The sequence below is a fragment of the Pseudarthrobacter sp. NS4 genome, from assembly GCF_024758005.1.
Classification (GTDB): domain Bacteria; phylum Actinomycetota; class Actinomycetes; order Actinomycetales; family Micrococcaceae; genus Arthrobacter.
The window spans coordinates 2,762,778-2,789,128 of record NZ_CP103288.1 but is presented as its reverse complement, the minus strand read 5'-3'; the positions used below and the strand labels follow the sequence as shown (position 1 = coordinate 2,789,128).

Sequence of the window (26,351 nt, the reverse complement as noted above, 5' to 3'; positions counted from 1 at the left end):
CGGCTCACGGCCTTTGCTGCGATGCACGTGCCGCTTCGACAGGGTGATAAGGGGCTTGTGGAGTAGTCAACACGCGGTAAAGGCCTACACCAGCGACTAAAAGGAGCAGGATGTAGGCGAGAGCGAGCACTTGCCACGTGCCAGGGGGCTGCCACACAGGCTCGAACATCTCAGTCCAGTTGGTGTGTCCCTGAATTCCGATGGTGTAGCGCCTTAGGCCTTCGAGGAAAACGTAGGCGTGTGCGAGGGCCCCGAGGACCAGCCCCCAGCGCACCATCGACTTGGTCCAGGGCGTAATCCGGTAGGGGCGGAATCGTGTGCTGACACCGGCCGCCAGGATGAGCGTTACCACCATGGCCAGCGTGTAACGGCCCTGCCAGATCCAGCCCAACTTTTCGCTGGAGCCGGCCTGCAGTGCGGTGGGGACGACAATCACGGTGAGCGTCAACAGCGCCATGACCCAGCGTCCCCTGACAGGTCGCGCCGTGTAAGCCAGCAGAAGCATTGCCCCGAAGCCCAGCACCCAGGTGTAAAGGGCTGCAGGCGGGGGCAATGTGTCGATCCACCCGAGAACTCCGACGTACTCGACCATAAAAAAGACAGTTTTATCAAGCATTGCCACAGCAGCATCTTCAGCGGGTATGGGGGCGCCGGCGAGGAGGCTGTCGAAGCTCTTCGCTGAGACGACCCACCACAGGGCAAACAAGCTGGACAGGGCGACCACCAACAGGGCCACCTGGAAGCCGCGGACTGCGAGGGTGCGGATGAGCGTACTGATCCCATAGCACAGGACGGCTGAGACAGCAGCAATGGCCAGCCAGAGAAGTGAAAGCGGCCTTGTATGGGCTAGCAGGGTACCGGACAGCGCAGCGATGACCAGTAGCAGTTTGCTGATGGGGATTTTGCCGGCAGATTGCTCAAAGATTGCGCAGAGGCTCATGAACACTGCTCCCGCCGTCGCAATTTCAAGAGCATTGGGATTGATGGACCCGGTCAGAAAAAAGACGGCAGGAGTCAGTGCAATCGACGCTGCGATGACGGGACGATGGAAGCGCCGGAGGGTTGATGCCGCGCAGAAAATGGCTGCCAGGAAGAATGACACCATCCAGGCGCTGATAAGCCGCATTGCGTAGATTGCCGCCTCACCGCTTAGGCCCCGGCTGCCCATCCCGACAATGCCGTAGTAAACAGGGTTGTAGTTTCCGGCCGAGGTCTTGCCGGTTCTCCAGCCGCGGTCTGAAGCGTCAATCGGGGTCGCACAGTCAGCTGTTACGTTTGAACGCTGCGCGAAACAGACATGGTTGTTGAGATCCGCGATATAACCAGGAACTTGGACCGTCAAGGGAGCTCCTTGAACGCCCGAACTCGTTCCCCACAGTTGTCCGCGGGCAACAGCCGCGGCTTTGATTGCGTGGGCAGGTTCATCGGGGACTGACATTAGCGGCGAAGCGAAGCTCCAAACGCTTCCGATTAAGCCAAACAGCAGCCAGGCAACTAACAACACGCGCATCGGGGATGGCCGCCTTCCGCTAGTCGGGGAGGATCTGAGCACGGGCGCCAGCGACGGGGTGATGAATTTTTGCATGATAAGTTTAACAATACTTTGGAGTTCGGCGGGTCAAATCCGCATGCTTCAGCCAACCAGGAGGATATACAAAACGATGCGCAGTTCTGCTTCCAGTGCATCGTCTTCCCCTGAGGAGTCCGCAGTTTTGCCACCTACGGTGCCGGGCTTCGCGGTCGGCTTGTACCAAAACGCCGTTGTACGGTTTCTGCTGGTCGGCGGCCTTTCATTCGCCCTCGATTTGGGGCTTCTTGCGCTCCTGCACGAAGCGTTCGGTGTGGCACTTTGGATTGCCACTCCGATCGCATTCATTGTCAGTCTGGTCTTCAACTTTTTGCTGCAGCGGGTCTTCACCTTTCGTGCGACTAATAAGGGAAGCGTCAGCGCGGCTAAGTACCTGTTGCTGGTTCTCGTGAACATCGTCGTCAGTGATGTGATTGTTACCGGCTTTGATGCCCTGGGTTGGTCCTACGTCATAGGCAAGACCACCGCTACCATCCTGACTACGGGATGGAACTACCTCCTGTACCGGCACTGGATATTCAAGCGCACCCCCGAAGCCGCGGAAACAGTCTAATTCTTTAGAACTGGATCATTGACGCCGGACAGCCTTGGTCGCTTGGGATATCGGGCTGATTAAGTATCAGTGAAGGCACCGCCCACGGCTGAGCGCGAAAAGAACCGCAGCCAACCGCCCGCATTCTTGTCGACGCGCCCACGGCTCACATAACTGGCTGCTCAACGGTTCAGTGAGGGCGCCAGGGCGGTGTCCGGTGGAATGCCCCGGTCCGGTCCGCGCAACCATGAAAGTGGAACGCCAATGCGTGTCGGACCGTCCGGGGTCCGAGGGAGTGGACACGGGCGTTAAACCAACCGTGCGGGATCCCTGGGCGCGTGCCACCGGTACTCATACTTGGTGCCGGTGGCACGCAGCTCTCTCAGCGTTGCATCCTGGACTACTGCTTCGGGCACTGCACCGAGAACTACTGCTGGGGAAACTAGACCGGATGCTGGGGCGGCGCGGCCGAAACTCCGCTTGGGGTCGCCCCCGGCACGGTTGCGTGAACAGGCGCTAGTGTGGCGTCATAGCCTGCACCGTCGCGCACTTGCTCGCTCCCTGCGGGTTGCGGCACCGGCTTGCCGGGCGAGTTGGTTCGATGTATTAGAGGTTGTCCATTGTGCAGATAGCGGAACAGGAGCAGGGCTGCTGATGCCGTTACGAGGAAGTAGACCGTGGTCAAAGGCAGCCAGCCGAGGGGTGGATGCCAGTCGGGTGATGAGAAAAGCGTCTGCCAGTTGGCGATTTCGCTAATCCCCACCACGTACCGGCGCAGGACGTAAACGAAAGTCAGCGTATGGCAAAATACGAGCAGCCAGTAGACGACCCTTGAAACGTGAACGGCCACAGGACCGCCCGGGAACCGGAGTTTACGCAAACCCAGGCCCACGCTGATAAACAAAACGATAACCAGCGGCAGCGTGTAGCGTCCCTGCCAAATGAAGCCCATACCGCGCCAGAGGGCGGTCTGCAGCAGCGCTGGGACCAAGTAGAGCATGGCCAGCGCCACCCAGTAGCCGGTCCAATTACGCAGTGGCCGGACACAAAGCGGGATTACCAGGCCCGCAATCATGAGTCCACCCCAGACGAGGGTCACCAGCTCGGGTGCGGGCGTGTCCAGCCAGCCCATGATGCCGATGTATTGGGGGAAGAAATCGTAGGTGCGGTCAAGCATGATCATGAACCCCCGGTATAGGGGTGCATCGGGGTGCGGGTTGGCAATCCCCTCCGGCGCCACACCAACATTCGCGGGTCCGTTCGCGGAGATATACATCCACAGCAGTCCCAGTACGGCGCCCGGAATGGCCAGTGCCGCGGCTACCAAGACACGCTTGTCTGAAAAAACCGCCAATGTCCGCCGGAACCGGAAGGAGCAAACGCCAACGATCAAGGCACAAAGCAGCCACACCAGCGAAATCTGCCGTGCGTTGGCGAGTACGACTGTGGCTGCCGCGACGGTGGCCAGGGCAGGGACCACGCGTTTGGTGTTCCTCCAGTTGTCCAGCACAACTACGAACCCTGAAAATGCCGCCATCGTGGCTACGATTTCCAAGGAATTCGGGTTGATGCCCCCGCCGAGGAACAGGATCATCGGAGTCATAGACAGTGCAGCCACCAGGACGGGGTATTTCGGGCGGCGTAATTCAGTGAGGGCTGTGAAAGCGGCGGCCACAAAGACAGCACACAAGATGGCGCTCACCAGTCGCATGGCATAAATGGCTGGTGCCCCCGACATGAACAGAGTCGGCAGCCCCACGACCCAGTAGTACATGGGGTTATATGACCCTGCAGAAGTCACAGCAATGTTTGTGAAGGTGTCGTCCGCGTAGATGGGGGCCGTGCAGTCGGCCGCCTGTGCCCGGTTGAATTTGTAGCAGCTTTGGGCATGAAGGCTTGCGATGTAATTAGGCACCCGGACATGAACGCCATGGCCGAATGATGTGCCCTCTTCCACCACGACTTGTCCCCGGACTACCGCTGCAGCCTTGATGGTGTGGGCGGGTTCATCTGGGACCCCCATCAACGGTGTGGCGATGGACCACAGCCCGAACAGCAGGAAGAAGATTGCGGTCAGGAGGCCGAAGGTAGGGAGGGGACGGGGAAGCCCACGCCGTTGAACTTTATTTAAGAAGATGCTCATTGTCCGTCTCCAATGGTCCCAACAAGTGCCAGTCCTTCGCTTACGGCCTTCTTGCTCGGCGACATCACAAAGGCAAATGCGTTGGCGTTCTTTTGCGACTCCTCGGCAAGGACATTTTCACCAAAGGACTGGCTAAGGCGACCCAAGGCTTCCTCAGAGTATTCCCGGCAGAGATGCACGTAGATGATTGTGCCTAAGGCGTAGCCGGAGCGGCCATCAAGGGCCTGAACAACGGAGGTTGGTGATACTTTCACTTCACCGGTCGTAACGGCGTCGACCACGGAGGAAGCCTGCAGTCGTCTCGGTTTACTGTCGAAGACGATCTGCGCGGCGAGGAACCGGTTGCCGATGATACTCCCGTCGAGAATGGACAAACCTCCATTGGTGTCGTCCAACTTGTCGGCAAGATCCAGAGGCGGTGACGAAGTTTGTCCGACGACGGCGGAGGGCCAGCGATCCGGGGCCTCCGGCTCCCACTGAACCCCCGGCTCCTGGCTCAGGTATTCATTGATCGGTCTTACGGTGTCCGAAGGTCCCTCCTGGACAATGACGGTAATCGCAAGGTCCGGTAGAGAAGTTCCCGGGTTGAGGCCCCGAATGCGGGAATCGTTCCAGCGTGTGATGTCGCCTTGAAGAATTGCAGCAAGGGTTGGGGCATCCAGAATCAGATCATTAACACCCTTGATCTTAACCGCGACACCGACCGGCAGAACTCCAGCAGCTATCGATAGCGCACCTTTGGCAGTACACATTCCGCGCACTGCACCTGCATCCTTCTCTGACAGTGGGGCAGAACTTACTGCAAAGTGGGCCTGGCCGTCCTGGAAAGCCTTAAGGCCGGCGGCGGAACCGTCGGGCGAGTAGCTGACGGAGGTGCCTTTGACTGTATTACCCCATGCAAGGCCCCATGCACTTACCGCTCCCCGCCCGGCGCTGCTGCCGATGCCGGTAAGGGCTCCTTGAATAGTTCCTGGGGGAGTGGTTGAGCAGGCAGACAGGCATAGAAGTCCTGACAGTAAAGCCGCAGTCCGGAGTCTTGAAGGTCGGTGGGAAACGGGAATCACCTTTCCAGCCTAGTGCTGTTGGGAAGCAGAATTTGGGAAGCTGGCCTGCAGCTGCAGCAGGTCAGGTTATATCGCATGCCGTAATCCGGTAAAGCTTCGCGTTGTCGCCCTGCGAGTCAACGAGGGTGAATCCCCGGGCGTCCCCTATATCAGTTACGCCGGGATAGTCTTGCGAGCCGGGCAAGTCGATCAGGTAATCGGAACCGAAGTCCAATACGAACTGCACGTTCTGATTTCTCAGCGCGGTACAGACAGCAGTGCTATCCGGTGAATCCTTCAACCGTTGATCAATAGTCTTTGTCTCCGGGTGCTCCGCGGCGAATAGGTGGGCTGTCAGGACGCGTCTCCCTGTATAAGCGTAGGCCAGTGAGCTTCCGTTCCAAGGGTTGTCCGCTATTACAGCATCAGCAGGCACATGATTCGGAACACGTTCCAGCAACGCCAGTTCATCGGGTGTCAGTAAGTCGGAGGAGGCGTCGAACCGGTACACGGTTGATGCGCCGCGGATGTAGTGCGTGAGCGGGCCCGCGAAGGTTGCGAGCAGTGTGAAGATGGCGACTGCAGCGACGGAGATAGCGGCTGGTCCCCGGTCCCTGAGCCCGGGCACACGGCCCTCGAGTGCCCGGGACAACTTGGCCGTATACCCTGAGCGCCGCCAGGAATCCCAGAGACGAAGCCCACCGATGACAGCCAGGGGCGTTACGAACAGCGGCAATAGGGCAGCCAGCCGGTAGGTGTCCTGGTACCAGGTGCCGACAAGGGCATCCCGAAGCTGACCCTTGGGAAACGATGCTGCGACTACATACAGTGCCCCAACAGTTCCATAACCGGCAGCCACCCATCGCAGCTTCTTCATCTGGAAGACGGTGAGTAATCCGACGACCGAGAGTACCGAGACAACGACCGCCGGGATGGCCGATTGCATCGTGCTCACAGTCAGGATTTCACCGACGGCGGCACCGGGCTTAACTGAAGGTCCCCAGTTGTCATAGGGCGCGGGACGCAATTTGAACCAGAGGGCAGCTCCGAGCACAAGGACAGCCATGGTTTCTGTGATGAAAAGCCAGCTCCTGGAGACACTGAACTGCCTGGCTGCCCGTTCCCTGGCGAGGCGCCACCAGAGTAACGCCGCGACCGGAAGGCTGACGGCAATTGTGGTGTTGATCGAACTCGTATGGGCAAATGCAAGGCCAGCCATACAAAGAACCAGGGATGAGGTCCAACTGCGGAGTGGTTCGGTGCGCGTACGCCTGAAGCGCGCCAGGCCTGCGAGTGACGTTATCACCACCGGCATCATGCTTATTGCCATGGCATATGGGAACAAAGGCCCCCAGACAATCATGAGGAAGGGGAATGCAACTTGGGTGCTGGAGATTACAGAGGCGATGATAAGGGCAGCAGGCCTGCGGGAGATGGTCTTTGACACCAGAAACAGGCAGGAAGCCGGCCAGACAATCGCCGCAATGACCAGGTTGAGGGCGTTTTGGGCAGCTGGAATGTCTACACCGGTCAGTTGCACGAGGAGGGCAGCGAAGGAATGCCATGCCGCGGGGTAGACGGCGTCCAAGCCGGACACGCCCTGAATCGAAGCCAGCGTGAGCGACGAGGCATTACCCGTGTCAAGGATGAACCGGATGGCATTCAGGTGAAATACATTGTCGAACACCTGCGATGGGTGCTCGGGGGAACCGACCAGTTGAACGAATCGCCAGCCAATCGAGATGGTGGCAATGCCAATGGCCATGAAAGGCAGGACATGACGCCAGGGCACGCGGCGTATCCGCCAGGGGTATCCGCGGGTGACCAGCAGGGCGGCTACGGCCAGCGTGGCACTTACCAGCAGAAACGGCAGGAGGCCCCAAGGGACGCCCAGCAAACCAGCTATGACGCCTGCGAGTCCGGCGGCCGCCGTCGAGTGGAGGGGGGCGAAACCAAGAATTCCCCCCAACCTGAATTTAAGGCAGGCCGCAATCACGGCTCCGGGTACGTATAGCAGCAGTGCTGCCAGGACAACGGCCGGGAGGACGCCGGCCCAGCTCATGAAGCCACTCCTTCAACTTTTTCATCTGACGCCTTATCGCGGAGGAGACCCAGGATAGCCCTCAACTGGATGACTGTTACTGCGACTTCACCTATGGCAAGGCCAAGTGCCCCGCCCTGCCCACCCATGAGGTGCGCGAGGATGACCATGGCCGGAAGGCCCACCACAGCACCGGCGATGGTGCTGGCAAACACGGTTCGCATGCGCTTCGCGGGGACAAGCCAATGGGCTCCGGTAGAAGTTGTCACGCATACAAGGAGGAATGACAGGCCAAACCAGAAACATGTCAGGAAATCCGCGGCCCGTTCCGACCCGAAGAGCAGCCCGCTGGCCCAAGGACCAAGCAAGGCCAGCATCAGCCAGCCAGCAAGGCCCAGCCCAGCGAGGGCCATCAGGGAGAACTTCCGCCGGTGCCAGTGATCCGTGCCGAATTCGCTGACCCAGCCCTGAAGGCTGTTGCCGAGGGCAGCCGTTGCGAGCTGCCCGATGCGGTAAAACTTTTCGGCTGACACGAATGCGGCCAGTCCCGCCGCCGAAGCGGCGAACTGCACTACAAGTATCGGCGTGGACGCGTAGGCCCCGGCAGCAACGGTAATGCCCGCACCTGACCGCAGCCTCCAGATTTCCTTCAATACCGCGCCCGGAGTCAGCCCACGGTAATCCTGCCGATTCGAGTGATCCTTGTTGAACCATAATGTTCCGGCGAGGCCAAGAACCAGTAGTGCCAGCGGGTAGAGGTAAATCTCACCCGTTGCGAACAGCAGGGGTATTACACCGAGGGTGGCAACCATCCGTGGGATGACGTCGTATTTGGCGATCCGGCCGGCGTGACCGGTGGCGATGCAGTACCAGGCCGGAGTAAGGCCTGCAGCCGCTTGAGCGGAGGCCATCAGGAAAGCAATCCAAAATTGACCCGCTCCACTGGTGAACATCAGGGCAAGCGCCATTAACGGGACAGCGCAGATGAACATGAATGAGCGGGTGACGAAGCTGACGGCATAATGCCGTCGTCGTACCCTTTCTTCCCGTGCGGACGCCACAGCGGAAGGCCCGGTCAGTGGCCAACCCAGTGCAATGACGATGGCGGCGATGGAACCGACGGCCTGGCCCACAGCCAGGGAGTTCCAAGCCGGGGTTCCGCCAACTCTTGCAATGATGGGCAGGAGGATGAAGGAGGCGAGGGAGGCGAGCAGGGGTAAACCGGCGAACGCCGCGATCCTTCTAATCATGCCGTCGTCGCCCCGGCCCGGGTGTTGCTAAGCGTAGTCATACGCGTCCTTGCCCAGGTGGCCATTCACGAAGACATCTTCAACTTCGCGCCTGAAGCGCGAACGCTCGTTCAGGATGGTTTCACGGTAGCTGTCCTGTTTGGCCACTTCCGCTTCGAAGTTCTCGATGAGTTGCGGAAGCATGGCCGCAGCTGTGGAGACTTCGCCGTCACCGGGGGTGATTTTGTGCTCCCACGGGATGGGCACGTCGGCGTAGAAAGCCCCGGAGCCGCGCCGCGCAACCACAGTGAGAGCACCCGACAGGGTCGCTTCACGGGGCATACGGTCCTTGCCTGGGTGATGGCCCAAGTCAACGTACAGGCCGCACCCCTGCAGAGTGGCGACAACTTCCGGTCGCGTCATGCCGATAATCGGGCGCCACTCCAGGGAAGAAGGGCTGTGGGCCTTCACGGCGTCGATGATATGCCCGCCCTTTGCCGGATTGTACGTAACCAGATGATGGTTGCGGGTTGTTTCCGGTACGGCCTGGAATTCGCCGGTTGGCGTGTAATCGGAGATGAGCGAAGGAACCACATCAAATCGGGTCGCGATGAAGGCCCAGGCGTAGGAAGACTGGGCTAGGTGGACCACGTCCCTGTCCTGACGGAGCATTGCCGGTGCTACCCCGTTTTTCCACATACGTGCGTAGGGGACAGCAACCTCCCGTGTCTTTTGGAATAGACCCGCCCCGCTGCGCTGCCACATTCTTTCGGCCATGAAGGTGAGGGAATTGTCGATGCTGAGCCACCAGCACATGCGTTGGGCATGCTTTACGTGAGACATTTCGTAGACGTAGGTTTCGGGATACACCACTACGTTTTCGGGCGCATCAATGATTTTCGGGGCTTCCGGCGCGTCGTACACGTTGTACTGTTCCACCCTGTGGTTCTGCACAGTGTGGGGATGCGGGACGAGGTAAGCGTCCTGCCCGAGCTCTCGCAGCATATCGACAAGCTGGTGAAGAGCTTCGGGGCCACCGGTCCTCAGTCCCTTGTGGTAGAGGACGAATATGGTTCCTGAGTTGTTGGTCATGTGAAGTCTTTCGATTTCGGCGGGCCAACGGCTCTGCCGCTGATAATGGAGTTCCTGCTTAGCGCAGCCGCGCGGCGAGAGATTCGTCTATCTTGCCCATCTTTTGCCGCAGGGCATCACGGACGCCGGCGGTAGCGGCAATGAAATGCTTCCGTCTGTTGGGGCCGAACCCAAAACGGACAACGTGGCTTTGAATCTCCATGTAAATCCTGCGAAGCACCCACGTGGGCTGCTTCACCGCGTATCGACGGGCCAAAATCAAAGAGTTCCGAGTGATGTAGTAAACCCGGAAAGGGGCGTGGTAGTACACGTAGAGCTTCTTTGCGCCAACTCTTGCGTGCCAGCCAAAAATTGTCATTGGACGCGCATTGCCCAAGCTGTGTTCCAGGTTGCAGCCCCGCCCTGCCAGTGCACGCAGGCCATGCTCGCGCAGGCGGGCATTGAATTCCGAATCAACGCAATCAATGAAGAAGCCCTCATCGAAATACCCGACGAATTGGAACGTTTCCGTCCGTACCAGCGTGCCGCTGGTCATGGGATCGAAGATTTGGGGCTCTTCCTGTCCGCCCCAGGTGGGCAGCGGGATGTTGTTGTGCGACTCCGCGCACACCATTGCAACGCTTTCCGGCTCGCGGGAGGAATGGGCAGTAGCGAGTGCGGCGGTGACATAGTCGCCGGTCAGCCGGGAGTCCTGGTCCATCGTAAGGACCCACTCCGGGTTCCAGCGGCCCACTGCTTCTTTGACTCCAACGTTAAGTGCCCGGGCTATACCCGAATTGGTGCCCAGTCTGAGGATGACCGCGCCCAACTTCTCCATGTCCGCCAGCGCCTGGGCAACATCTCCGGGGGAGCCGTCATCCACTATCACGACGTGATCAACAAAGCGCAGCAGCCACTTGAGGTTCGCTACATTTTCTGGTCCCGGGTTGAAAGCCGAGACAACTCCGCAGACTCCCTCTCTCGGCTGGACGCTTTCGGACTCTACCGGTTCCATCAAGCCACCCTGGCCTTGCGCGCACGGATGACGGCCTCAATAACGTTTCGGACGAAGGCGACACGGGCACGAACAATTTTGGAGACGGAGCGGATTCCGAGAGGCGTCAGATTCCCGCCGTGCAGTCGATGCAAAATGGTGTCTTCTTCCAAATAGACGATGGAGCGGTTGACGTTGCCCACGGTTGCTATCCACTGGTCGTGTGATTCGTTCATATAGGAAGGGAAGGGCAGAACCTGTTCCAGCAGCTCGCGTCGCATTGCCATGGCGCACCCCCAGTGCAGCCGGTACCCGACCACGATGCCGAGGATATTGCGTACAGTATGATCCTCGTCCTTCGACCGCAAGCGAATCTCGTGAAACGAGCCCAGTGGCCCATCAACGTGCTTGCAGTTACTGACCACCATGCTCTTGCCATCCATCGCGGCGATCATGAGTTCAACGCGGCCGGGCAGCCAGACGTCGTCCTGGTCCGATAGGAACACGAAGTGACCTCGCGCTTCACTGAGGGCGTTTTCGAAAGTACGCACGTAGCCACGGTTTTGTGCGGCTTTAATCAGGCGTATGCGGGAATCGCCCATGGCCGCGACGATATCGGGGGTTCCGTCAGTAGAGCAGTCATCCACCACTATCAGTTCGTCGTCGGCGCCAAGCTCGGCCAGTATCGAAGCAACTTGTTCTTCTATATGGCGGGCGCCATTGTACGCCGCCATGCACACGCTTACACGTGGACTGGCACCGAATGCGGGGTCCATAAGTCTTTTCTCCTCAGGCCTCCGGGCTGTGCCAGCGGGGCGGGCAGGTCCCCAGCAGTCTAGCAAGGCGCCACTGTCGAATTGGACGCTGCACCCCGTCAACTATAATCGTGGAGATGCAGCCGCCGAGCTCTTCGAGCGGAAACCACGGAAGGAACCTCAGGTCCATGACCGTTGACGTAATGTTGCCGTACTACGGCGATGTCCATCAGATGAAGCTCGCAGCTCGCAGCGTGATGAATCAGGAGAACCAGGACTGGCGGCTCGTTGTTATTGACGACGGATACCCCGACCCTGAGCCGGAGCGGTGGTTCTCCACTATCACCGACCCTCGTGTCACGTACATGAAAAACGAGCAGAACCTGGGTGCGAACGGCAACTATCGCAAGGCGTTGACGCTGGTTGAGGCGCCCTACGTTGTCATTATGGGCGCCGATGACATCATGCTTCCCAATTACCTTGACGTGGTAGTCAGTGCTTTTGAGGCGTACCCGCAGGCTGACGTCGTGCAGCCCGGGGTGCAGGTTATAGATGAACGAGGTGTTGCTTGCACGCCGCTTGTTGACGCAGTCAAAAAGGTTTACGCACCCAAGGCAAGCGAGCGGGTTGAGCTGAAGGGCGAGGCTATGGCGACAAGCCTTGTACGAGCGGACTGGGCGTACTTTCCCTCGTTAACCTGGCGGACGCAGACGATCAAACGCATCGGGTTCACGGAGGGCCTCGACGTTGTTCAGGACCTGGCTCTTCTGCTGGACATCGCCGTGGAGCAGGGTTCCATGGTAGTAGACCCCGTTTTGGCATTCCTATACCGCCGGCATTCTGCATCCGATTCCTCCGTCCGGGCGCTGGACGGACGGCGCTTTGATGAAGAGAGGCGCTTTTTTCGGCAACAGTCAGAGCGGTTCAGCAGTCTCGGTTGGAAGGGCGCGGCACGTGCGGCAAGTTTCCATTCGACCTCCCGCCTCAACGCTGCTTCCCTCATTCTGAAGTCTGTCCGTAAGGGCAAATTCGATTCTTTGCCCAGGCTTGCAAAGCACGTCGTTAGCTAGCCAGGCTGGAACGGGAAAAGGACGCCCACGGGCGTCCTTTTCCCGTTCCAGGGCCAACAGCGATGCTGGCCGGATGGTTGTCAGCGGTTGGGTTCGGAATCGTTCCCGGTCGGGTCGACCTGGAGGCGCTCCCGCAGGGCGGCCAAATCAGCCTTGAGCAGCGCTACTTCCTCACAGAGAATCCGGACCTCGTCTTCGGCCTGCGACTGCTCCCGCGAGAGATGCAGGCAGACACCCACAAGGAGGACCAGCGTCATGATGAACAGGAGGTTCGCTGGCACCTGGATGCCAAGGAGCCCGCTGGCCTTTTCAAGGACTGAGGGGAAAGCCGAAAGAATGAGGGTGCCGATGCCGATCACGATCCACAGCACCGCGTACTTTTCGCGCAGCTTCTGCCGACGGAGCATTTCAAACACAAAGAAAAGGATCGCCACGACGACGATGGAACCCATAAGGAGCGACATGTTGAATTCCTAATTGGTGGACGGCTCGGTTTTTTTCCGCGTCAGGGCGAACAGCAAAGCCATTCCTGAGCGTCCGAGATAAATTGCAGCCTTGATCGGGTCATGGCTCGGAGTGCCACCCTGACGTTCGCGCATTGACACGCCGACTTGTCTGACTGTGCACCCGGAGCGTATCGCGACGACAAGCGAGTCGATAGTGTCGCCCAGATACTCGGCCGGATAGTGATCCACGTACTGACGTATGGCCTTCATATTTGCCGCGCGGAATCCGGAGGTGACATCGGTCAGGTTAGTTCCGGCGACGCGGGAAATGGTCCAGGCAAGTACTTTCATGGCCCATTTCCTGGGTCCTCGCACCGTGTAATTGCCCTTGTTAGCGAACCTCGCACCGATGGCAATGTCAGCATGCTGAAGGCCATCGAGTACAGCTTTGATGTCCCGCGGATCGTGCTGCCCGTCAGCATCCACTTGGATCACTTGGCTGTAGCCGTAGTTCTTGGCGTACTTGAAGCCGGTACGCATGGCGCCACCGACCCCCATATTGAAGGGAAGTTCCAGCACTGTCGCGCCCGCTTCGCGTGCTACCTGAGCTGTGTTGTCACGGGATCCGTCATCGACTACTAACACGTCGCATACCGGACCAAATTCGTAGACTTCCCTGATGGTGTTCCCAATGGACTCGGACTCGTTCCAGGCAGGCATGATAACAAGGGTCTGAGGCCTGCGATTGGTCGCTGTCACGGCTTGATCAACTCATTCTTCAGGTATTCCGTCAACCGGTTGCTGGAGCTTGCAGGCTCAAAACCAGTTGACTTTATCTTGGCCAGGCTCAATGTGCTTGAAAGCGGCCGGGGGGCGGCCGTCTTTCCGCTGAAGTATTCTTCCGTGGACACGCCCGTGACGGCTTCACGCTTGCTGCCCGCCAGCTCGAAGACGTCGGCGGCAATATCTGCCCACGATTGTGGTTTTCCCTCGTTACTGAGGTTGTACACACCGTATTCGGCTTTGGTGTCCAGCAAATGCTTTATGCCGGCGGCGATGTCCTGAGTGAAGCTCAGCCGTCCGGTCTGGTCATTGACCACAGAGGGCGAGATTCCCCGTTCAGCAAGGGACGCCATGGTCTTTACAAAGTTGTTTCCTTCGCCGATAACCCAGCTGGTTCGCACGATGTAGTGACGCGGCACGATGCTCACGACGGCATCGCCGGCAGCCTTGGTTTGGCCGTACACGCCAAGGGGGGTCAGATCTTCGTCTTCTCCGTGTACCTCCTGGACGCCGTCAAAGACATAGTCCGAGGACACATGGACCAACGTGAGGTCCTGCTCGACGGCGCATTTCGCCAGGCGCGCCACTGCTGTGACGTTGATTCGCCAGGCGGCTGCCCGGCCTTCGGCCGTTTCCGCGGCATCGACAGAGGTGAAGGCGGCCGCGTTGATGATAGTGGAATAGTTCTTCCAGTTAACTCGTGCGAACGCGTCATCGGAGGTGACATCAAATTCGCGGCGACCGGCGAATTCAACGAAAGAATCGCCGTCGAACTTTTCACGCAAAGCCTTGCCCAACTGCCCGTCAGCACCGAGGACGAGTACCTTCTTGGGCTGCATCGGCCGGACCTCTTGAAGACGCGGGTGCGCCTTGTCCTTGTCAGACAGCTCCGCCTGGTCAAGGGGAATGGGCCATGTGATGGCCGAGCTCTCGTCCGCGAGATTGAGGAACGTGTACTGACCTTGAGCGTCCGCGCTCCAGTGGTCATTGACGAGGTACGTATATGCCGTATTGTCCTCAAGGGTCTGGAAGGCGTTACCTACGCCCCTGGGGATGAAGATCGCCTGACTGGGATCAAGCTCCGCTGTGAAGACGGCACCAAATGTAGGGCCTTCTCGAAGATCAACCCAGGCGCCGAAGATACGGCCGGTTGCCACGGAAATGAACTTGTCCCAGGGTTCAGCGTGGATGCCGCGGGTGGTCCCGGCCTTTTCGTTGAAGGAGATGTTGTTTTGGACCGGCCGGAAGTCGGGCAGGCCAAGGGCCAGCATCTTTTCACGCTGCCAGTTCTCTTTGAACCATCCCCGGTTGTCACCATGAACCGGAAGGTCATAGAGAACTACTCCAGGGATCGGTGTCTCGTGTGCAGCCAGTTTTTTCGAAAATTCGGTAGGCATTCGGTTACTGGCCCTGTTCTCTGTACTTGGCTTCTGTCTGGGCTTTCTGCGGCCGCCACCAGTCCTCATTGTCCCGGTACCAGGCGATGGTGTTTTCGATGCCGGCGTCGAAGTTGGAGAACTGCGGTTCCCAGCCCAGCTCATCGCGAAGCTTGGTGGAGTCGATGGCGTAGCGGAGGTCGTGGCCCGGCCGGTCCACCACGTGGTCGTACGCGTCGGGGGCCTGGCCCATGTGCTTGAGGATCAGTTCAACGACATCCTTGTTGTTCTTTTCCCCGTCGGCTCCGATCAGGTAGGTTTCCCCAATCCGGCCCTTGGCGATGACGGCCATGACCGCAGAGGAGTGGTCGTTGGCGTGGATCCAGTCCCGGACGTTTTCGCCCTTGCCGTAGAGCTTGGGGCGGATTCCGTCGATGACGTTGGTGATTTGCCGGGGGATGAATTTCTCCACGTGCTGGTACGGGCCGTAGTTGTTGGAGCAGTTGCTGATGGTGGCCTGCAACCCGAAGGAACGCACCCAGGCGCGGACCAGCAGATCCGAGCCGGCCTTGGTGGAGGAGTACGGGCTGGAGGGGTTGTACGGTGTCTGCTCCGTGAACCGCTCGGGGTCATCGAGTTCCAGGTCGCCGTACACCTCATCGGTGGAGATGTGGTGGAAGCGCTTGTTGTGCTGCCTGGCGGCCTCGATCAGCGTGTAGGTGCCGATGATGTTCGTGTCCAGGAACGGGCGGGGGTCATGCAGGGAGTTGTCGTTGTGCGACTCGGCGGCGTAGTGGACTACGACGTCGGTGTCGGCCACCAGGCGGGTCACCAGTTCCGCATCAGCGATGTCGCCGTGAACGAATTCAAAACGCTTTTCGGGCAGCCCGCGGAGCGATTCGAGGTTGCCGGCGTAGGTCAGCTTGTCCAGCACGGTGACGTGGGAGTCCGTGTTTTCCAAAACGTAGTGGACAAAGTTGGAGCCGATGAAGCCGGCGCCGCCGGTAACAAGAAGTCGCTGCATAATTCCCAAGGGTACCGGATTTGCCCGCTGCACTTGGCGAAGGGAAAGATGGGGGACATGCGCGGAATAATACTTGCCGGCGGTACCGGCTCGAGGCTCCACCCCATCACACTGGGGGTCAGCAAGCAGTTGGTTCCCGTCTACGACAAGCCGATGATCTACTACCCGCTCTCCACGCTGATCCTGGCAGGTATCCGGGACATCCTTATTATCACGACGCCTCACGACAGCGAACAGTTCGAGCGGTTGCTGGGGGACGGTTCACGTTTCGGAGTTTCCATCACTTACAGGCAGCAGCCCTCGCCTGACGGCCTCGCCCAGGCTTTCGTGCTTGGAGCGGACCACATTGGGGACGACACTGTTGCGCTCGTTCTGGGCGACAACATCTTTTACGGGCAGGGGATGGGCACTCAACTGCGCCGGTTTGAGAACATCGACGGCGGTGCTGTGTTTGGCTACTGGGTGGCGGACCCGAAAGCCTACGGAGTTGTACAGTTCGATTCAGCCGGCAAGGTGATTTCCCTTGAAGAGAAGCCCGCTGAACCGAAGAGCCACTACGCCGTGCCTGGTTTGTACTTCTATGACAACGAGGTCATAGAAGTCGCCCGCAACCTCAAGCCCTCAGCTAGGGGAGAGCTGGAAATTACAGATGTAAACCGCACCTACCTGGAGCGCGGGAAGCTGAAAGTCGAGATTCTACCGAGGGGTACCGCCTGGCTCGATACAGGCACCTTTGACGACCTCAACGATGCATCCAACTTTGTACGAACGACAGAAAACCGCCAGGGGCTTAAAATTGGTGCTCCCGAAGAAATCGCATGGCGCCAAGGTTTCCTGAGCGACGATGAACTTCGCGTAAGGGCAGAAGGCCTTGTGAAGAGCGGCTACGGTTCTTACCTGCTGCAGCTTCTGGAATTTGGCCACTAGCCTGCAGCAGGTAAAGGACACCCGGCCCGGATAGTAGGAAAGCGGGGCGCATCAGCTGATGCGCCCCCGCCTTTCATCTGTTTCCTGAACTATCCCTGCTGGGCCATGGCGTCTTCTGCAGGAAAAGAAGTCGCTGCTCTTCGTCCAGTGGGCGCTTTTTCCCGCTCAGCCGCTCCTGCCCTGGAGTGCGAAATTGCAGCGCTTGGCACTGGGACTCCCCGCGGAGGAAAGAGGTGCCGGTAGATGAGTACCGCGCCAATAAGCAGCGCTGCCACGTAGAGGGCGGAAAGTCCCTGCCAAGTGAGCGGAGGCTGCCAAAGCGGCTCCGCCATCTCAGTCCAGTTTGTGTGCAGTGGCATCAGCCCCACGGTGAAGCGCCGGAGGGCATACAGGAAGACGTACAGGTGCGCCACGACAGCGCCGCAAAGAACCCAGACCGCTAACGACCGCGCCTTAGGCGAGTTACGGAATGACTGGTCACGCTGGGTTACCCCGCAAACCACCAGGAGGAGAACCACCAGCGCGAGCAGGTAGCGGCCCTGCCAGATGTAACCCAGCTCTTCGATAGCCTGTGATTGCAAAATAGGCGGCAGCAATACCACTGCTGCGGCAATAGGCAGTATCGCCGCCAAGTTGCGGAGGGAAGTGCTGCTGAGTGCCGCAAGTAGAAGCGCCCCAAATGTCAGGTGCCAGAAAATCTGGACTCCTGAGGGCGCCGGCGTGTCCAGCCACCCCATAATCCCTATGTAGCCGTTGGCGTAATTAAAGGTTGAGTCAAGCATGTGCGCGAAGGCCTGGTCAGGCGTCGTCGTGCTGGGTGCACCACCCAGGCTCTTCAGGCTGTCCGCTATTACAAGCCACCCCAGCCCTGCTGCACACCCGGCAGCCACGAGCGCGGTCATGGACAAACCCAACTTGTTCCGCAGCACCGCAACAAACGGACGCCAACCGAAAATGATCAATGCTGCAAAGAAGGCCCCTGTGAGCCAGATTAGGGACAGGGAACGCGTGTTCGCCAACGCCACCCCGGAAAGTCCTACGGCGACCATGGGAGCACGCACGGTGGAGAGTGATTTGGACTTATCCAGGACTAGGCAAAGGTTAAGGAAAAACGCGATCGTGGTCACGATCTCCAATGAATTGGGATTGATCGAGCCACTTAGGTACAGAACCATTGGTGTAAGGGCAACGGCTGACGCTGTTACAGGCCACAGGCTGTGTCGGAGGCGGGTGGCTGCTACAAACGCCATAGCCAGGAAGGCCGCGGAAACCAGCCCGCTGACTATCCGCATGCCGTAGAGCGCTGGGGCTCCATCCATAAACCTGGACGGCAGTCCTGCCAACACGTAGTAGAGCGGATTGTAGTTGCCCGCCGTCGTTTTGGCCTGCGTAGGTGCAGTGCTTTCCGGATCGATTGGAGGGGCACACGCGGCAGTTAGATCGGGCTTGAAGGCGGTGCAGGTCTGCGCGCCCAATTCCGCAAAATAAGCGGGGACCCAGACAGTCACCGGCTCACCTTGCGGTCCTTCGGTCTGGGGTTGCACCTGCCCGCGCACAACGCCGGCGGCTTTGATGGCGTGTGCGGGCTCGTCCGGAACAGTCATCAGGGGCGATGCGAGTGCCCAAAGACTCGTCAGCGCCCCGAGTATAAGGAAAATTGAGACAGGCAGGAAAAACGGCCGTGAGCGAACAGAGGTCCACCGCACTCCGCTAAGCGTAGAGGGCATAACTCTTGAACTTACCATCAACTACTGTTCCTAGCGGACTGAAGAAAGCGGTACCCAGCCACGCAGCGACTGGAAAGGGCGGGCTGCTCAGATGTTATGCGCGCAGTCCGCCTTTACCTGTTGCTGTCAATCAGAAGCTGACTGCAAAGCTGCGGCCCAGGTAGCCTTCTGTGGGGCGCATCCCGGTCCCGGGGAAAATCCACAGTGACCCATCGTTTCTCCTGGCGACAAGGTCTGGAATAGCATCCGCAGTCAGGTTGGATGCTGCTGTAATTGCGTCAAATGCCATCCACTCTGTGCTGATCCTTCGTGAAGATCCTGGATAGCCGCTGCCGGTCCCGGGGTAGAGCCACATCGTACCGTCGGGTTTACGCGCGAGAAGATCCGCCCTGCCGTCGCCGTTAACGTCCCCCGGACCAATTATCCGGTCAAAAATTTCCCAACCGAATTCGCCGACCCTGACCGCACCCCGGTAGCCGGTGTTGCTTGCGTCCACGCGTCCGGTACCCGCATAGAACCACAAGGATCCGTCGCCCATCCGCCCCAGGATGTCGTTCTTGCCGTCGCCGTTGTAGTCACCGACGCCGGTCAGGGCGGTGAAGACGTTCCAGCCGAAGTTGCCAATGCGGATGGGAGCTGAGTAGCCGTTACTCGTTGAGTTAACGCTTCCGGTGCCAGTGTAGAGCCATAACGTTCCATCCTTGCCGCGGGCGATCAGGTCCGGCTTACCGTCGCCGGAAAAGTCACCGACGCCGATGAGTGCGTTGAACGTTTCCCAGCCGAACTCGCCCACGCGCCTACCGGCGCCGTACGCTCCGGTTCCGGTGCCGGGGTAGAACCAAAGCGTTCCGTCCGGTTTTCTTGCAAGCAGGTCCGCTACTGCATCACCATTGAAATCCTGGGTTCCCACAAGGGCGTCGAACACTTCCCAGCCGAAGTTGCCAATTTTTCTAGGTGCCTCGTAGCCCAGATCCTTCATGGCCGTCCCAGCGTAGAAGTACACCGCTCCGGCAGGATCATTGGCGACAAAGTCCGCCATGCTGTCGCCGTTGGCGTCTCCTGTGCCGATGAGGGAATCGTAGATGTCCCAGCCTGTGCCGATTTGGCGGCCGTTTTTCAGGACAGCGCTTCCGGAGTTGGAGTACAGCCACAACGTGCCATCCGGCTTCCGGCCGGCCAGATCATTGGTTCCGTCTCCGTCAAAATCCCTGAGCGGGAAAATCTGATTGAAGACCTGCCAACCGAAGTCGATTTTCCGGACTTGCCCCGGTTTGCCGGTAGCCGTGCCGGAGTAGAGGTGGAGGTCGCCGTTGCCCAGTCGGGTAAGAAGGTCGGGCTTCAGGTCACCGTCAAAGTCACCGACACCCAGGATGCTGTCGAAAGCTTCCCAGCCGAAATCACCAACCTTGACCCCGCGTGCATAACCGGTCGATGTAGCAGATACAGCCCCTGTGCCCGCGTAAAACCACAGAGAGCCTTCAATTTTTCGCGCCAGCAAGTCATTTTTGCCGTCACCGTTGAAATCGCCGATTCCCAAAATCCGGTCGAACGCGTCCCAACCGAAGTCTCCAATTTTACGTCCGCTACCGAACTTTCCTGTTCCGTCGCCGGCGTAGAACCAGAGAGTGCCATCCCTTTCCCGCTTGATCAGGTCAGCTTTTCCGTCACCGTCAAAGTCACCGGGCGACACGAGCTTTCGGGTCCGGTCTGTCGGAGCCGGCGGGGCGAAACCAGTTGCGAAGGTTTTCAGCTGGGAGTAGTCGCCGTTCCAGACATTGGAGTCCCCAGCGAAGGGGCCGGTGCTGCTGTACTGCCACATGCTGTAAGTGCTCCAACTTGCGGTTGGGACCGGTCCGGCATTGTTGGTAGGGGAGCTGGGGTAGGCCGCAACCCAGAGGGGGTAGTCGCCGAAACCGGCAGGGTTCCCGAGGCACTGGTTCCACCAACTCGTATTCGTGTAGATGACCGGCAATCTGCCGGTCAGCGCCTGCATGGTGTTGCCGAAATCACGCACCCACGAGGTCAGCTGTGCGGGCGACATGTTGTAGCAAGTGTTGCCGAAGTAGAAACCGTTGATGGTCCGGCCCTCGTAGGGGTTGAATTCGAAGTCCAACACAGGCGGCATCGTGTACCCGTCGGCAGTCCAACCCCCGCCATTCTGGACGAAGTAACGGGCCTGATCGGCTCCCGAGGACCAGTTTGGGATAGCGAAATGGTACGCGCCACGGATCATACCGATGTTCCTGGAGCCTTGGTACTGGGAGCTGTAGGAGGGGTTCTTGTAGTAGTTGCCCTCTGTCGCTTTAACGTAGGCAAAGCGAGCGCCCATGTTCCACTGCTGCTGCCAGTCCACGCTCGGTTGGTGCCCGCTGACGTCCAGTCCCTGGATACCGAAAGTGGGCATCCAAGTGCCTTGGGTGGACAGCGACTCCGTGCTTAGCCGCCTGAAGGAATTGGAAGGAGCCGTCGCGGTGACGCGAGCGGACCGCTGCCCCATCTCGGCACCCCCGATGCCAACTGCTTCGGCCATGGACACTGCGGCCTCTGTGGAGGAGGTAGCAGCGTGCGCTTCCGGAGCTGCTGTTTCTTCGGGGGAGGGGGTCGACGTCGGATCTGACGGAGTAGACGGCACTGGTTGTGGGGTGTCGCTCGTCGCGGAGGAAGTTGGCGGCGCCGGTGCAGGCTCAACAGCGGACGCGTTGCCCGCCAGACCTGGGCCAGCTACCAAGGAAGCGGCCAGCAATACTATGCCCAAGGATTTCACGACGGGGTGACGGGACTGAGACGGGTTCCGCTTCATTTTTTGCTCCGAAGACAATGTGGCGCTCCCCCGAGCGCTCATCTGGGTTGCTGCTCCGGCTGGTTCCCCCAGGAATCAGCCGGCCAGGGACTTCTGACACTTAACGCGCTCACCATAGCACCGTGTTGCTGATGGAAACAGTGATGCTGCTGGTGCATGTGTTGATCCTGTGGTGATCTTGCGCTTATCCACAGACGATCCTTGGGACTTGGCAGCGTCTTGTGTGGTCCCTAGTCTTTATCCCAGTTGCACTGCCTCCGCCGGGGGCGGCAGTTGTATTGGGGAACATATGGACGCGCTGGGAATTGTCGAGGATGAGGTCCGCGAGCTTATCCGTCGGCGGGGGCTGGATCCGCTGCATCAAGCCGGTGAGGTCCGCCGTCTTGTCGAGGCCGCGGTAACGGACTATGACGAGCGGGCCCTTATAGCACCACTTCCACCCCTCGGACCCCTGGACTCGGCGCGGAAGTTCCTCTTCGATGCAGTTGCCGGATTCGGGGTCCTCCAGCCCCTGCTGGACGACCCCTCCATTGAAGAGATTTGGCTCAACGCCCCCAACGAAATCTTTGTGGCCCGCAACGGTGAATCAGAACTGACCTCGCTGAGCCTCACCGAGCAGCAGGTCCGGGACCTGGTCGAGAGGATGCTGAAGAGCTCCGGTCGCCGGCTGGACATGTCGTCGCCTTTTGTCGATGCCGCACTCCTGGACGGTTCGAGGCTTCACGTGGTCATCCCAGACGTGACCCGCAAGCATTGGGCAGTCAACATCAGGAAGTTCGTGGTCAAGGCCAGCCGGCTCGAGCATCTCGTAGAACTGGGCACCTTGACGCCACAATCCGCCCGGTTCCTCGGCGCGGCAGTATCCAGCGGCCTTAACATCCTGGTCTCCGGGGCGACGCAGGCAGGCAAGACCACGATGCTCAATTGCCTTGCGGCCAGTATCGGAAGCAGGGAACGGGTAATCACCGTTGAAGAGATCTTCGAGCTGCAATTCCCGTTGAGGGACGTTGTGGGGCTTCAGTGCCGCCAGCCGAACCTGGAAGGAGAAGGCGAGATTCCGCTTCGCCGGCTGGTGAAGGAAGCGCTGCGTATGCGGCCCGACCGTTTGGTGGTTGGCGAGGTGCGGGAAGCCGAGAGCCTTGACATGCTGATCGCCTTGAACTCGGGCCTGCCCGGTATGTGTACCGTCCACGCAAATTCTGCCCACGACGCAGTAACCAAAATCTGCACGCTTCCTCTGTTGGCCGGAGAAAACATATCCAGCGCCTTCGTCGTTCCCACCGTCGCATCCTGCATTGACCTTGTGGTCCATTGCAGCCGTCACGCGAACGGAAGGCGGGAGGTCACCGAAATTCTGTCCCTTGGACGCCGCGTGGAAAACGGCATTATTGAATCATCCCCCGTCTTCGCCATGGTCGACGGCGTCCTGCAGCCACGCGCTAACGCAATGCCCGAGGCGGAAAAATTTTCCCGGGCAGGCTACGACGTTGCTGCGCTGCTGGACCCCCGATGATCTCGGCCTTACTGGGAGTAGCAGGGGGCACCGGACTCTTCCTTATCTGGTGGTCGTTCTGGGAGTCGCCCCCGCAGGGGCAGCGGGAGCGGAAGACGAGCCGTTTAGGCGAACTCCTGGCGGCTGCGGGTGTTGACAAAGTGTCGGCAGCGGGGCTGGTGGGCACATGCCTCGGCCTCGGACTTTTTGTGGTCATAGTCTTTTATGCAATCAACCGCACCTGGCCTATCGCGGCATGTTTCGGACTCTTCGCAGGCTGGCTGCCCATTACAATCCTGCGATGGCGTGCCAAAAAGCGCAGTGCCATGCTGCGACAGCTCTGGCCGGACGTCGTCGATCACCTCCGGTCCGCGATACGGGCCGGTCTGCCGCTGCCGGAGGCCCTCATCCAGCTTGGAGACAAAGGACCTGAAGAACTGCGGCCAGTCTTTCGGGAGTTCGGTGCCGACTACCGTGCCGGGGGACAGTTCGACGGATCGTTGAACAAACTCAAACACAAGCTGGCAGACCCAGTCGCCGACCGGATCGTGGAAGCCCTGCGCCTGACGCGGGAGGTCGGAGGATCTGATTTGGGCAAACTACTCGGAACCCTGGCTGAGTTTCTGCGGGAGAGCGCGCGCACCCGCAGCGAACTGGAAGCCAGACAGTCATGGACGGTAAACGCCGCACGTCTTGCCGTAGCAGCGCCCTGGATCGTCATGATTCTCCTCGCAACACGGCCGGAAGCGGTCCAGGCATACAACACACCAATGGGCGCGGCGGTCTTGCTTGGAGGGCTGGTGGTCTCGTTGATTTGCTACTCAGCCATGCTGAAGATAGGCGCTCTTCCACAGGACGAAAGGGTACTTCGGTGACCCTTTTCTCTCCGGCAACAGTCATCTGCGGCGTTGCTCTGGGCGTTGGACTGTGGCTGGTCATCTTCAGGTCCCCCTTTATGAGGGCAACAACTTTTGCCGAGCGGATCGAGCCGCAGCTCAAGTCCCAGAATATTGAGTCGCGGCTGTTGCGATCAGGAGAGCAGACGCTGATGCCCTTCGGGCCGCTCGAGAGGATCCTGCGCCCCGTCATCCATGATGGCCTTGCGACCCTGGGCAAGCTGAGCCCTTCCCCGGGTGCGACTGTCCGCCGGCTGGCCCAGGCTGGAATGAGGAAGTCGGCGATCGATTTCAGAGCCGAACAGTTGCTGTGGGCGGCCGCGGGATTTGCACTCTCATTGGGCCTCACCGTTGTTGGGGCCGCTGCCGGAAGACTTAGTCCACTGTTCGCGGCCTTGGTCGTCATCGGCAGTGCGCTGGCTGGTTTCGTTTTGCGTGATTATTGGCTGGGCGTCCAGGTCCGTCGCCGGGAAGCGAAGATGATGGCGGAATTCCCAAGCCTTGCAGAGCTGATGGCACTGGCCGTCAGTGCCGGGGAGAGTGCCACCGGCGCCTTGGACCGGGTCTGCAGAAGCGCGAACGGGGAACTGGCGGGGGAGTTCTCGAAAATCCTCGCCGAGACGCGGGCGGGCAAGCCACTCGTTCTCGCACTGCAGGAGTTTTCCTCACGCACCGATCTGGCACCGCTGGTCAGGTTTGTAGACGGAATTATTGTTGCGGTGGAACGGGGCACGCCTTTAGCGGATGTGCTTAGGGCCCAGGCGCAGGATGTCCGTGACACCGCCAAACGGGACCTGATGGAAGCTGCCGGCAAGAAAGAGATCGCCATGATGGTGCCGGTTGTCAGCGTCTAGTAGTACTCTCAATACATGGGCACACATGCCGTTTATGTGAGGCAGTCCGAAGATAAAACCGGCCACGAAGCGGCCGTTCAGCGCCAGGAGGCCGACTGCCGCCTCATGGCCCAAGCGAAGGGCTGGGACGGCCCAGTTCTGTACGCTGACAACTCCATCAGCGCCACGACAGGAAAGACCCGCCCCGCCTTTGAAAGGCTGTTGGGGGACATTGATCGCGGACTTGTTTCTGGTGTTGTCGTCTGGCACCTGGACCGCCTGACGCGGTCCATGAAGGATCTCTCCCGCATCATCGACGCGGGGCAAAAGCATCGGGTGAACATCGCGTGTGTACACGGAGTCTCCCTGGACCTTGGGGATGCGACTGGCGTGGCCGTGGCCCAGATTTTGACCGCTATTGCTGCCATGGAAACAAAGCACAAGGGTGATCGTCAGAAGGCCGCCAACGCTCAACGCGCGGGCAAGGGGGAAGCTTTCTGGTCCCGTCGTCCGTTTGGTTACGACAGGTCTGAGGACGGCCGGGTTTTCACAGTGCCAGAGGAAGCCGACGCCATCAAGGAAGCGGCAGTTTTAGTGCTCAACGGAGCGACCCTGTCGAGTGTCGTGCGGAAGTGGAATGCAGCAGGTTTCCGGACAACTGCTGTTGGCCGGGACAAGAAGGACAGGGCGGTCGTCCTGAAGGAAGGGGGACTGTGGGGCGTCACTCAACTTCGCCGCGTCCTTCTGAGCGAGCGCTACGCCGGGACGCGGACGTACAACGGGGTGCCGCAGGAGGCGGCCGGACAGTGGGAGGCGATCCTTGACGAAGAGACCTCCCGCCGGTTGAAGGAAATGTTGACAGACCCGCGCCGCCGGACAGCCCCTGACGACCTCAACTCGAAGTACCTTCTGTCGGGGATCGTGGTCTGCGGCAAGTGCGGGGCGAAGATGTTCGCTGCACCTGTACCTGACAAAGCCGGGGGAAAGCGCATGGTCTACCGGTGCTTGGGCGGATACTGCATGCAACGGAGCCTGGAACAGATCGACGCCCTTGTTCAAAGTGTGATCGTCACCCGGCTCGCGATGCCGGACGCCGCTCGCATGTTCGCTACCGGAGACACAACCACGGACCTGCGTTCTAAGGCCCAGGAGTTGCGGGATCGCAGGGACGGGCTGGCGTCACTGCTTGCAGAAGGCATCATGTCGGTTTCAGCAGTGCGTGAGCAGGCCGGGAAATTGACCAGGGCACTTGGCGAAATCGAGAGCGCCATCAGCAGCGCTGAGGAAATGAATCCTGCCGCCGCCGTGATCGGTGCAAGCAATGTCGCGGAGGCGTGGTCTGACTTGCCACTGGGTACTAAGCGGCAGATCATCCGGACCCTGCTGGATGTATCCGTGCTGCCAGCAGGCAAGGGTCATGGCTTCGATCCGGAGCAGATCCAGATCGAGTGGAGGGCCTAAAGAGGCCCCTGTGGATTAAAAGTCCGCATTTCGGGAAATCCAGTTATTCCCGGTCCCTCTGCTTTGTAGCTTGTTAGGCCTTGCTTACGCTAGAAGTGTAAGAAAAAGGGGCACCCGACA

21 protein-coding genes are annotated in these 26,351 nt (G+C 59.6%); 7 read left to right on the top strand and 14 right to left on the bottom strand.

The features are described from left to right. Nucleotides 1–4: 4 nt before the first annotated feature. Nucleotides 5–1,585, bottom strand: coding sequence for a DUF2142 domain-containing protein (locus NXY83_RS13150; RefSeq protein WP_258802656.1), 1,581 nt, complete (start codon nt 1,583–1,585; stop codon nt 5–7). A 76-nt stretch (nt 1,586–1,661) separates the two neighbouring features. Between NXY83_RS13150 and NXY83_RS13145 the strand changes: the two genes are divergently transcribed. Beyond that, nucleotides 1,662–2,141 carry a GtrA family protein gene (locus NXY83_RS13145; RefSeq protein ID WP_258802655.1) on the top strand — a complete coding sequence of 160 codons (480 nt, stop codon included), beginning with the start codon at nt 1,662–1,664 and terminating at the stop codon, nt 2,139–2,141. A 421-nt stretch (nt 2,142–2,562) separates the two neighbouring features. Here the strand turns inward: NXY83_RS13145 and NXY83_RS13140 are convergent, their stop codons facing one another. The 7 genes from NXY83_RS13140 to NXY83_RS13110 all read right to left on the bottom strand — a co-directional run bounded on the left by NXY83_RS13140 (nt 2,563) and on the right by NXY83_RS13110 (nt 11,375). After that, the gene (locus tag NXY83_RS13140) at nt 2,563–4,143 is read right to left on the bottom strand and encodes a DUF2142 domain-containing protein (RefSeq protein ID WP_258806225.1); all 1,581 of its coding nucleotides are present in this window, start codon (nt 4,141–4,143) and stop codon (nt 2,563–2,565) included. A 116-nt stretch (nt 4,144–4,259) separates the two neighbouring features. Further along, on the bottom strand, nt 4,260–5,327 hold the full coding sequence (locus NXY83_RS13135; RefSeq protein ID WP_258802654.1) for a substrate-binding domain-containing protein: 1,068 nt from the start codon (nt 5,325–5,327) through the stop codon (nt 4,260–4,262). Between the two features lie 61 nt (nt 5,328–5,388). Further along, nucleotides 5,389–7,368, bottom strand: coding sequence for a DUF6541 family protein (locus NXY83_RS13130; RefSeq protein ID WP_309484076.1), 1,980 nt, complete (start codon nt 7,366–7,368; stop codon nt 5,389–5,391). Beyond that, the gene (locus NXY83_RS13125; RefSeq protein ID WP_258802652.1) at nt 7,365–8,597 is read right to left on the bottom strand and encodes a lipopolysaccharide biosynthesis protein; all 1,233 of its coding nucleotides are present in this window, start codon (nt 8,595–8,597) and stop codon (nt 7,365–7,367) included. The genes NXY83_RS13130 and NXY83_RS13125 overlap by 4 nt, the downstream gene beginning before the upstream one ends. A 27-nt stretch (nt 8,598–8,624) precedes the next feature. After that, nucleotides 8,625–9,668 (bottom strand): hypothetical protein, encoded by a 1,044-nt coding sequence (locus NXY83_RS13120; protein ID WP_258802651.1) that lies wholly within the window; start codon nt 9,666–9,668, stop codon nt 8,625–8,627. A gap of 58 nt (nt 9,669–9,726) precedes the next feature. Then, nucleotides 9,727–10,662, bottom strand: coding sequence for a glycosyltransferase (locus tag NXY83_RS13115; RefSeq protein WP_258802650.1), 936 nt, complete (start codon nt 10,660–10,662; stop codon nt 9,727–9,729). Beyond that, a complete protein-coding gene (locus NXY83_RS13110) occupies nt 10,662–11,375 on the bottom strand; it encodes a glycosyltransferase (RefSeq protein ID WP_258802649.1) in 714 nt (237 codons plus the stop codon). The genes NXY83_RS13115 and NXY83_RS13110 overlap by 1 nt, the downstream gene beginning before the upstream one ends. Nucleotides 11,376–11,584: 209 nt before the next feature. On the opposite strand from NXY83_RS13110, the gene NXY83_RS13105 reads away from it, so the two are divergent. Continuing rightward, complete coding sequence (locus NXY83_RS13105; protein WP_258802648.1) at nt 11,585–12,466, top strand: glycosyltransferase family 2 protein; 882 nt, start codon at nt 11,585–11,587, stop codon at nt 12,464–12,466. Between the two features lie 80 nt (nt 12,467–12,546). On the opposite strand, the gene NXY83_RS13100 is transcribed toward NXY83_RS13105, so the two are convergent. The 4 genes from NXY83_RS13100 to rfbB are packed head-to-tail and all read right to left on the bottom strand — an operon-like array spanning nt 12,547 to nt 16,095. Then, the gene (locus tag NXY83_RS13100) at nt 12,547–12,930 is read right to left on the bottom strand and encodes a DUF2304 domain-containing protein (protein WP_258802647.1); all 384 of its coding nucleotides are present in this window, start codon (nt 12,928–12,930) and stop codon (nt 12,547–12,549) included. A gap of 9 nt (nt 12,931–12,939) precedes the next feature. Further along, a complete protein-coding gene (locus NXY83_RS13095) occupies nt 12,940–13,632 on the bottom strand; it encodes a glycosyltransferase family 2 protein (RefSeq protein ID WP_258802646.1) in 693 nt (230 codons plus the stop codon). Between the two features lie 35 nt (nt 13,633–13,667). Next, complete coding sequence (locus NXY83_RS13090) at nt 13,668–15,092, bottom strand: bifunctional dTDP-4-dehydrorhamnose 3,5-epimerase family protein/NAD(P)-dependent oxidoreductase (RefSeq protein ID WP_258802645.1); 1,425 nt, start codon at nt 15,090–15,092, stop codon at nt 13,668–13,670. A gap of 4 nt (nt 15,093–15,096) precedes the next feature. Then, a complete protein-coding gene (rfbB, locus tag NXY83_RS13085; protein WP_258802644.1) occupies nt 15,097–16,095 on the bottom strand; it encodes a dTDP-glucose 4,6-dehydratase in 999 nt (332 codons plus the stop codon). Nucleotides 16,096–16,152: 57 nt separating this feature from the next. On the opposite strand from rfbB, the gene rfbA reads away from it, so the two are divergent. Next, entirely contained in the window at nt 16,153–17,022 is an 870-nt protein-coding gene (rfbA, locus tag NXY83_RS13080; RefSeq protein WP_258806224.1) for a glucose-1-phosphate thymidylyltransferase RfbA, read from the top strand. Between the two features lie 89 nt (nt 17,023–17,111). On the opposite strand, the gene NXY83_RS13075 is transcribed toward rfbA, so the two are convergent. Then, nucleotides 17,112–18,626, bottom strand: coding sequence for a DUF2142 domain-containing protein (locus NXY83_RS13075; RefSeq protein WP_258802643.1), 1,515 nt, complete (start codon nt 18,624–18,626; stop codon nt 17,112–17,114). Nucleotides 18,627–18,879: 253 nt separating this feature from the next. After that, complete coding sequence (locus NXY83_RS13070) at nt 18,880–21,153, bottom strand: GH25 family lysozyme (protein WP_258802642.1); 2,274 nt, start codon at nt 21,151–21,153, stop codon at nt 18,880–18,882. 685 nt (nt 21,154–21,838) lie between these two features. Here NXY83_RS13070 and NXY83_RS13065 point away from each other — a divergent pair. Genes NXY83_RS13065 through NXY83_RS13050 form a run of 4 tightly spaced genes read left to right on the top strand, consistent with a single transcriptional unit; the run spans nt 21,839 to nt 26,231 of the window. Next, on the top strand, nt 21,839–23,062 hold the full coding sequence (locus NXY83_RS13065) for a CpaF family protein (protein WP_258802641.1): 1,224 nt from the start codon (nt 21,839–21,841) through the stop codon (nt 23,060–23,062). After that, nucleotides 23,059–23,916 (top strand): type II secretion system F family protein, encoded by an 858-nt coding sequence (locus tag NXY83_RS13060; protein WP_258802640.1) that lies wholly within the window; start codon nt 23,059–23,061, stop codon nt 23,914–23,916. The genes NXY83_RS13065 and NXY83_RS13060 overlap by 4 nt, the downstream gene beginning before the upstream one ends. After that, entirely contained in the window at nt 23,913–24,791 is an 879-nt protein-coding gene (locus NXY83_RS13055; protein ID WP_258802639.1) for a type II secretion system F family protein, read from the top strand. Before NXY83_RS13060 ends, NXY83_RS13055 begins: the two co-directional genes overlap by 4 nt. 15 nt (nt 24,792–24,806) lie before the next feature. Continuing rightward, nucleotides 24,807–26,231, top strand: coding sequence for a recombinase family protein (locus NXY83_RS13050; RefSeq protein ID WP_258802638.1), 1,425 nt, complete (start codon nt 24,807–24,809; stop codon nt 26,229–26,231). Nucleotides 26,232–26,351: the final 120 nt, after the last annotated feature.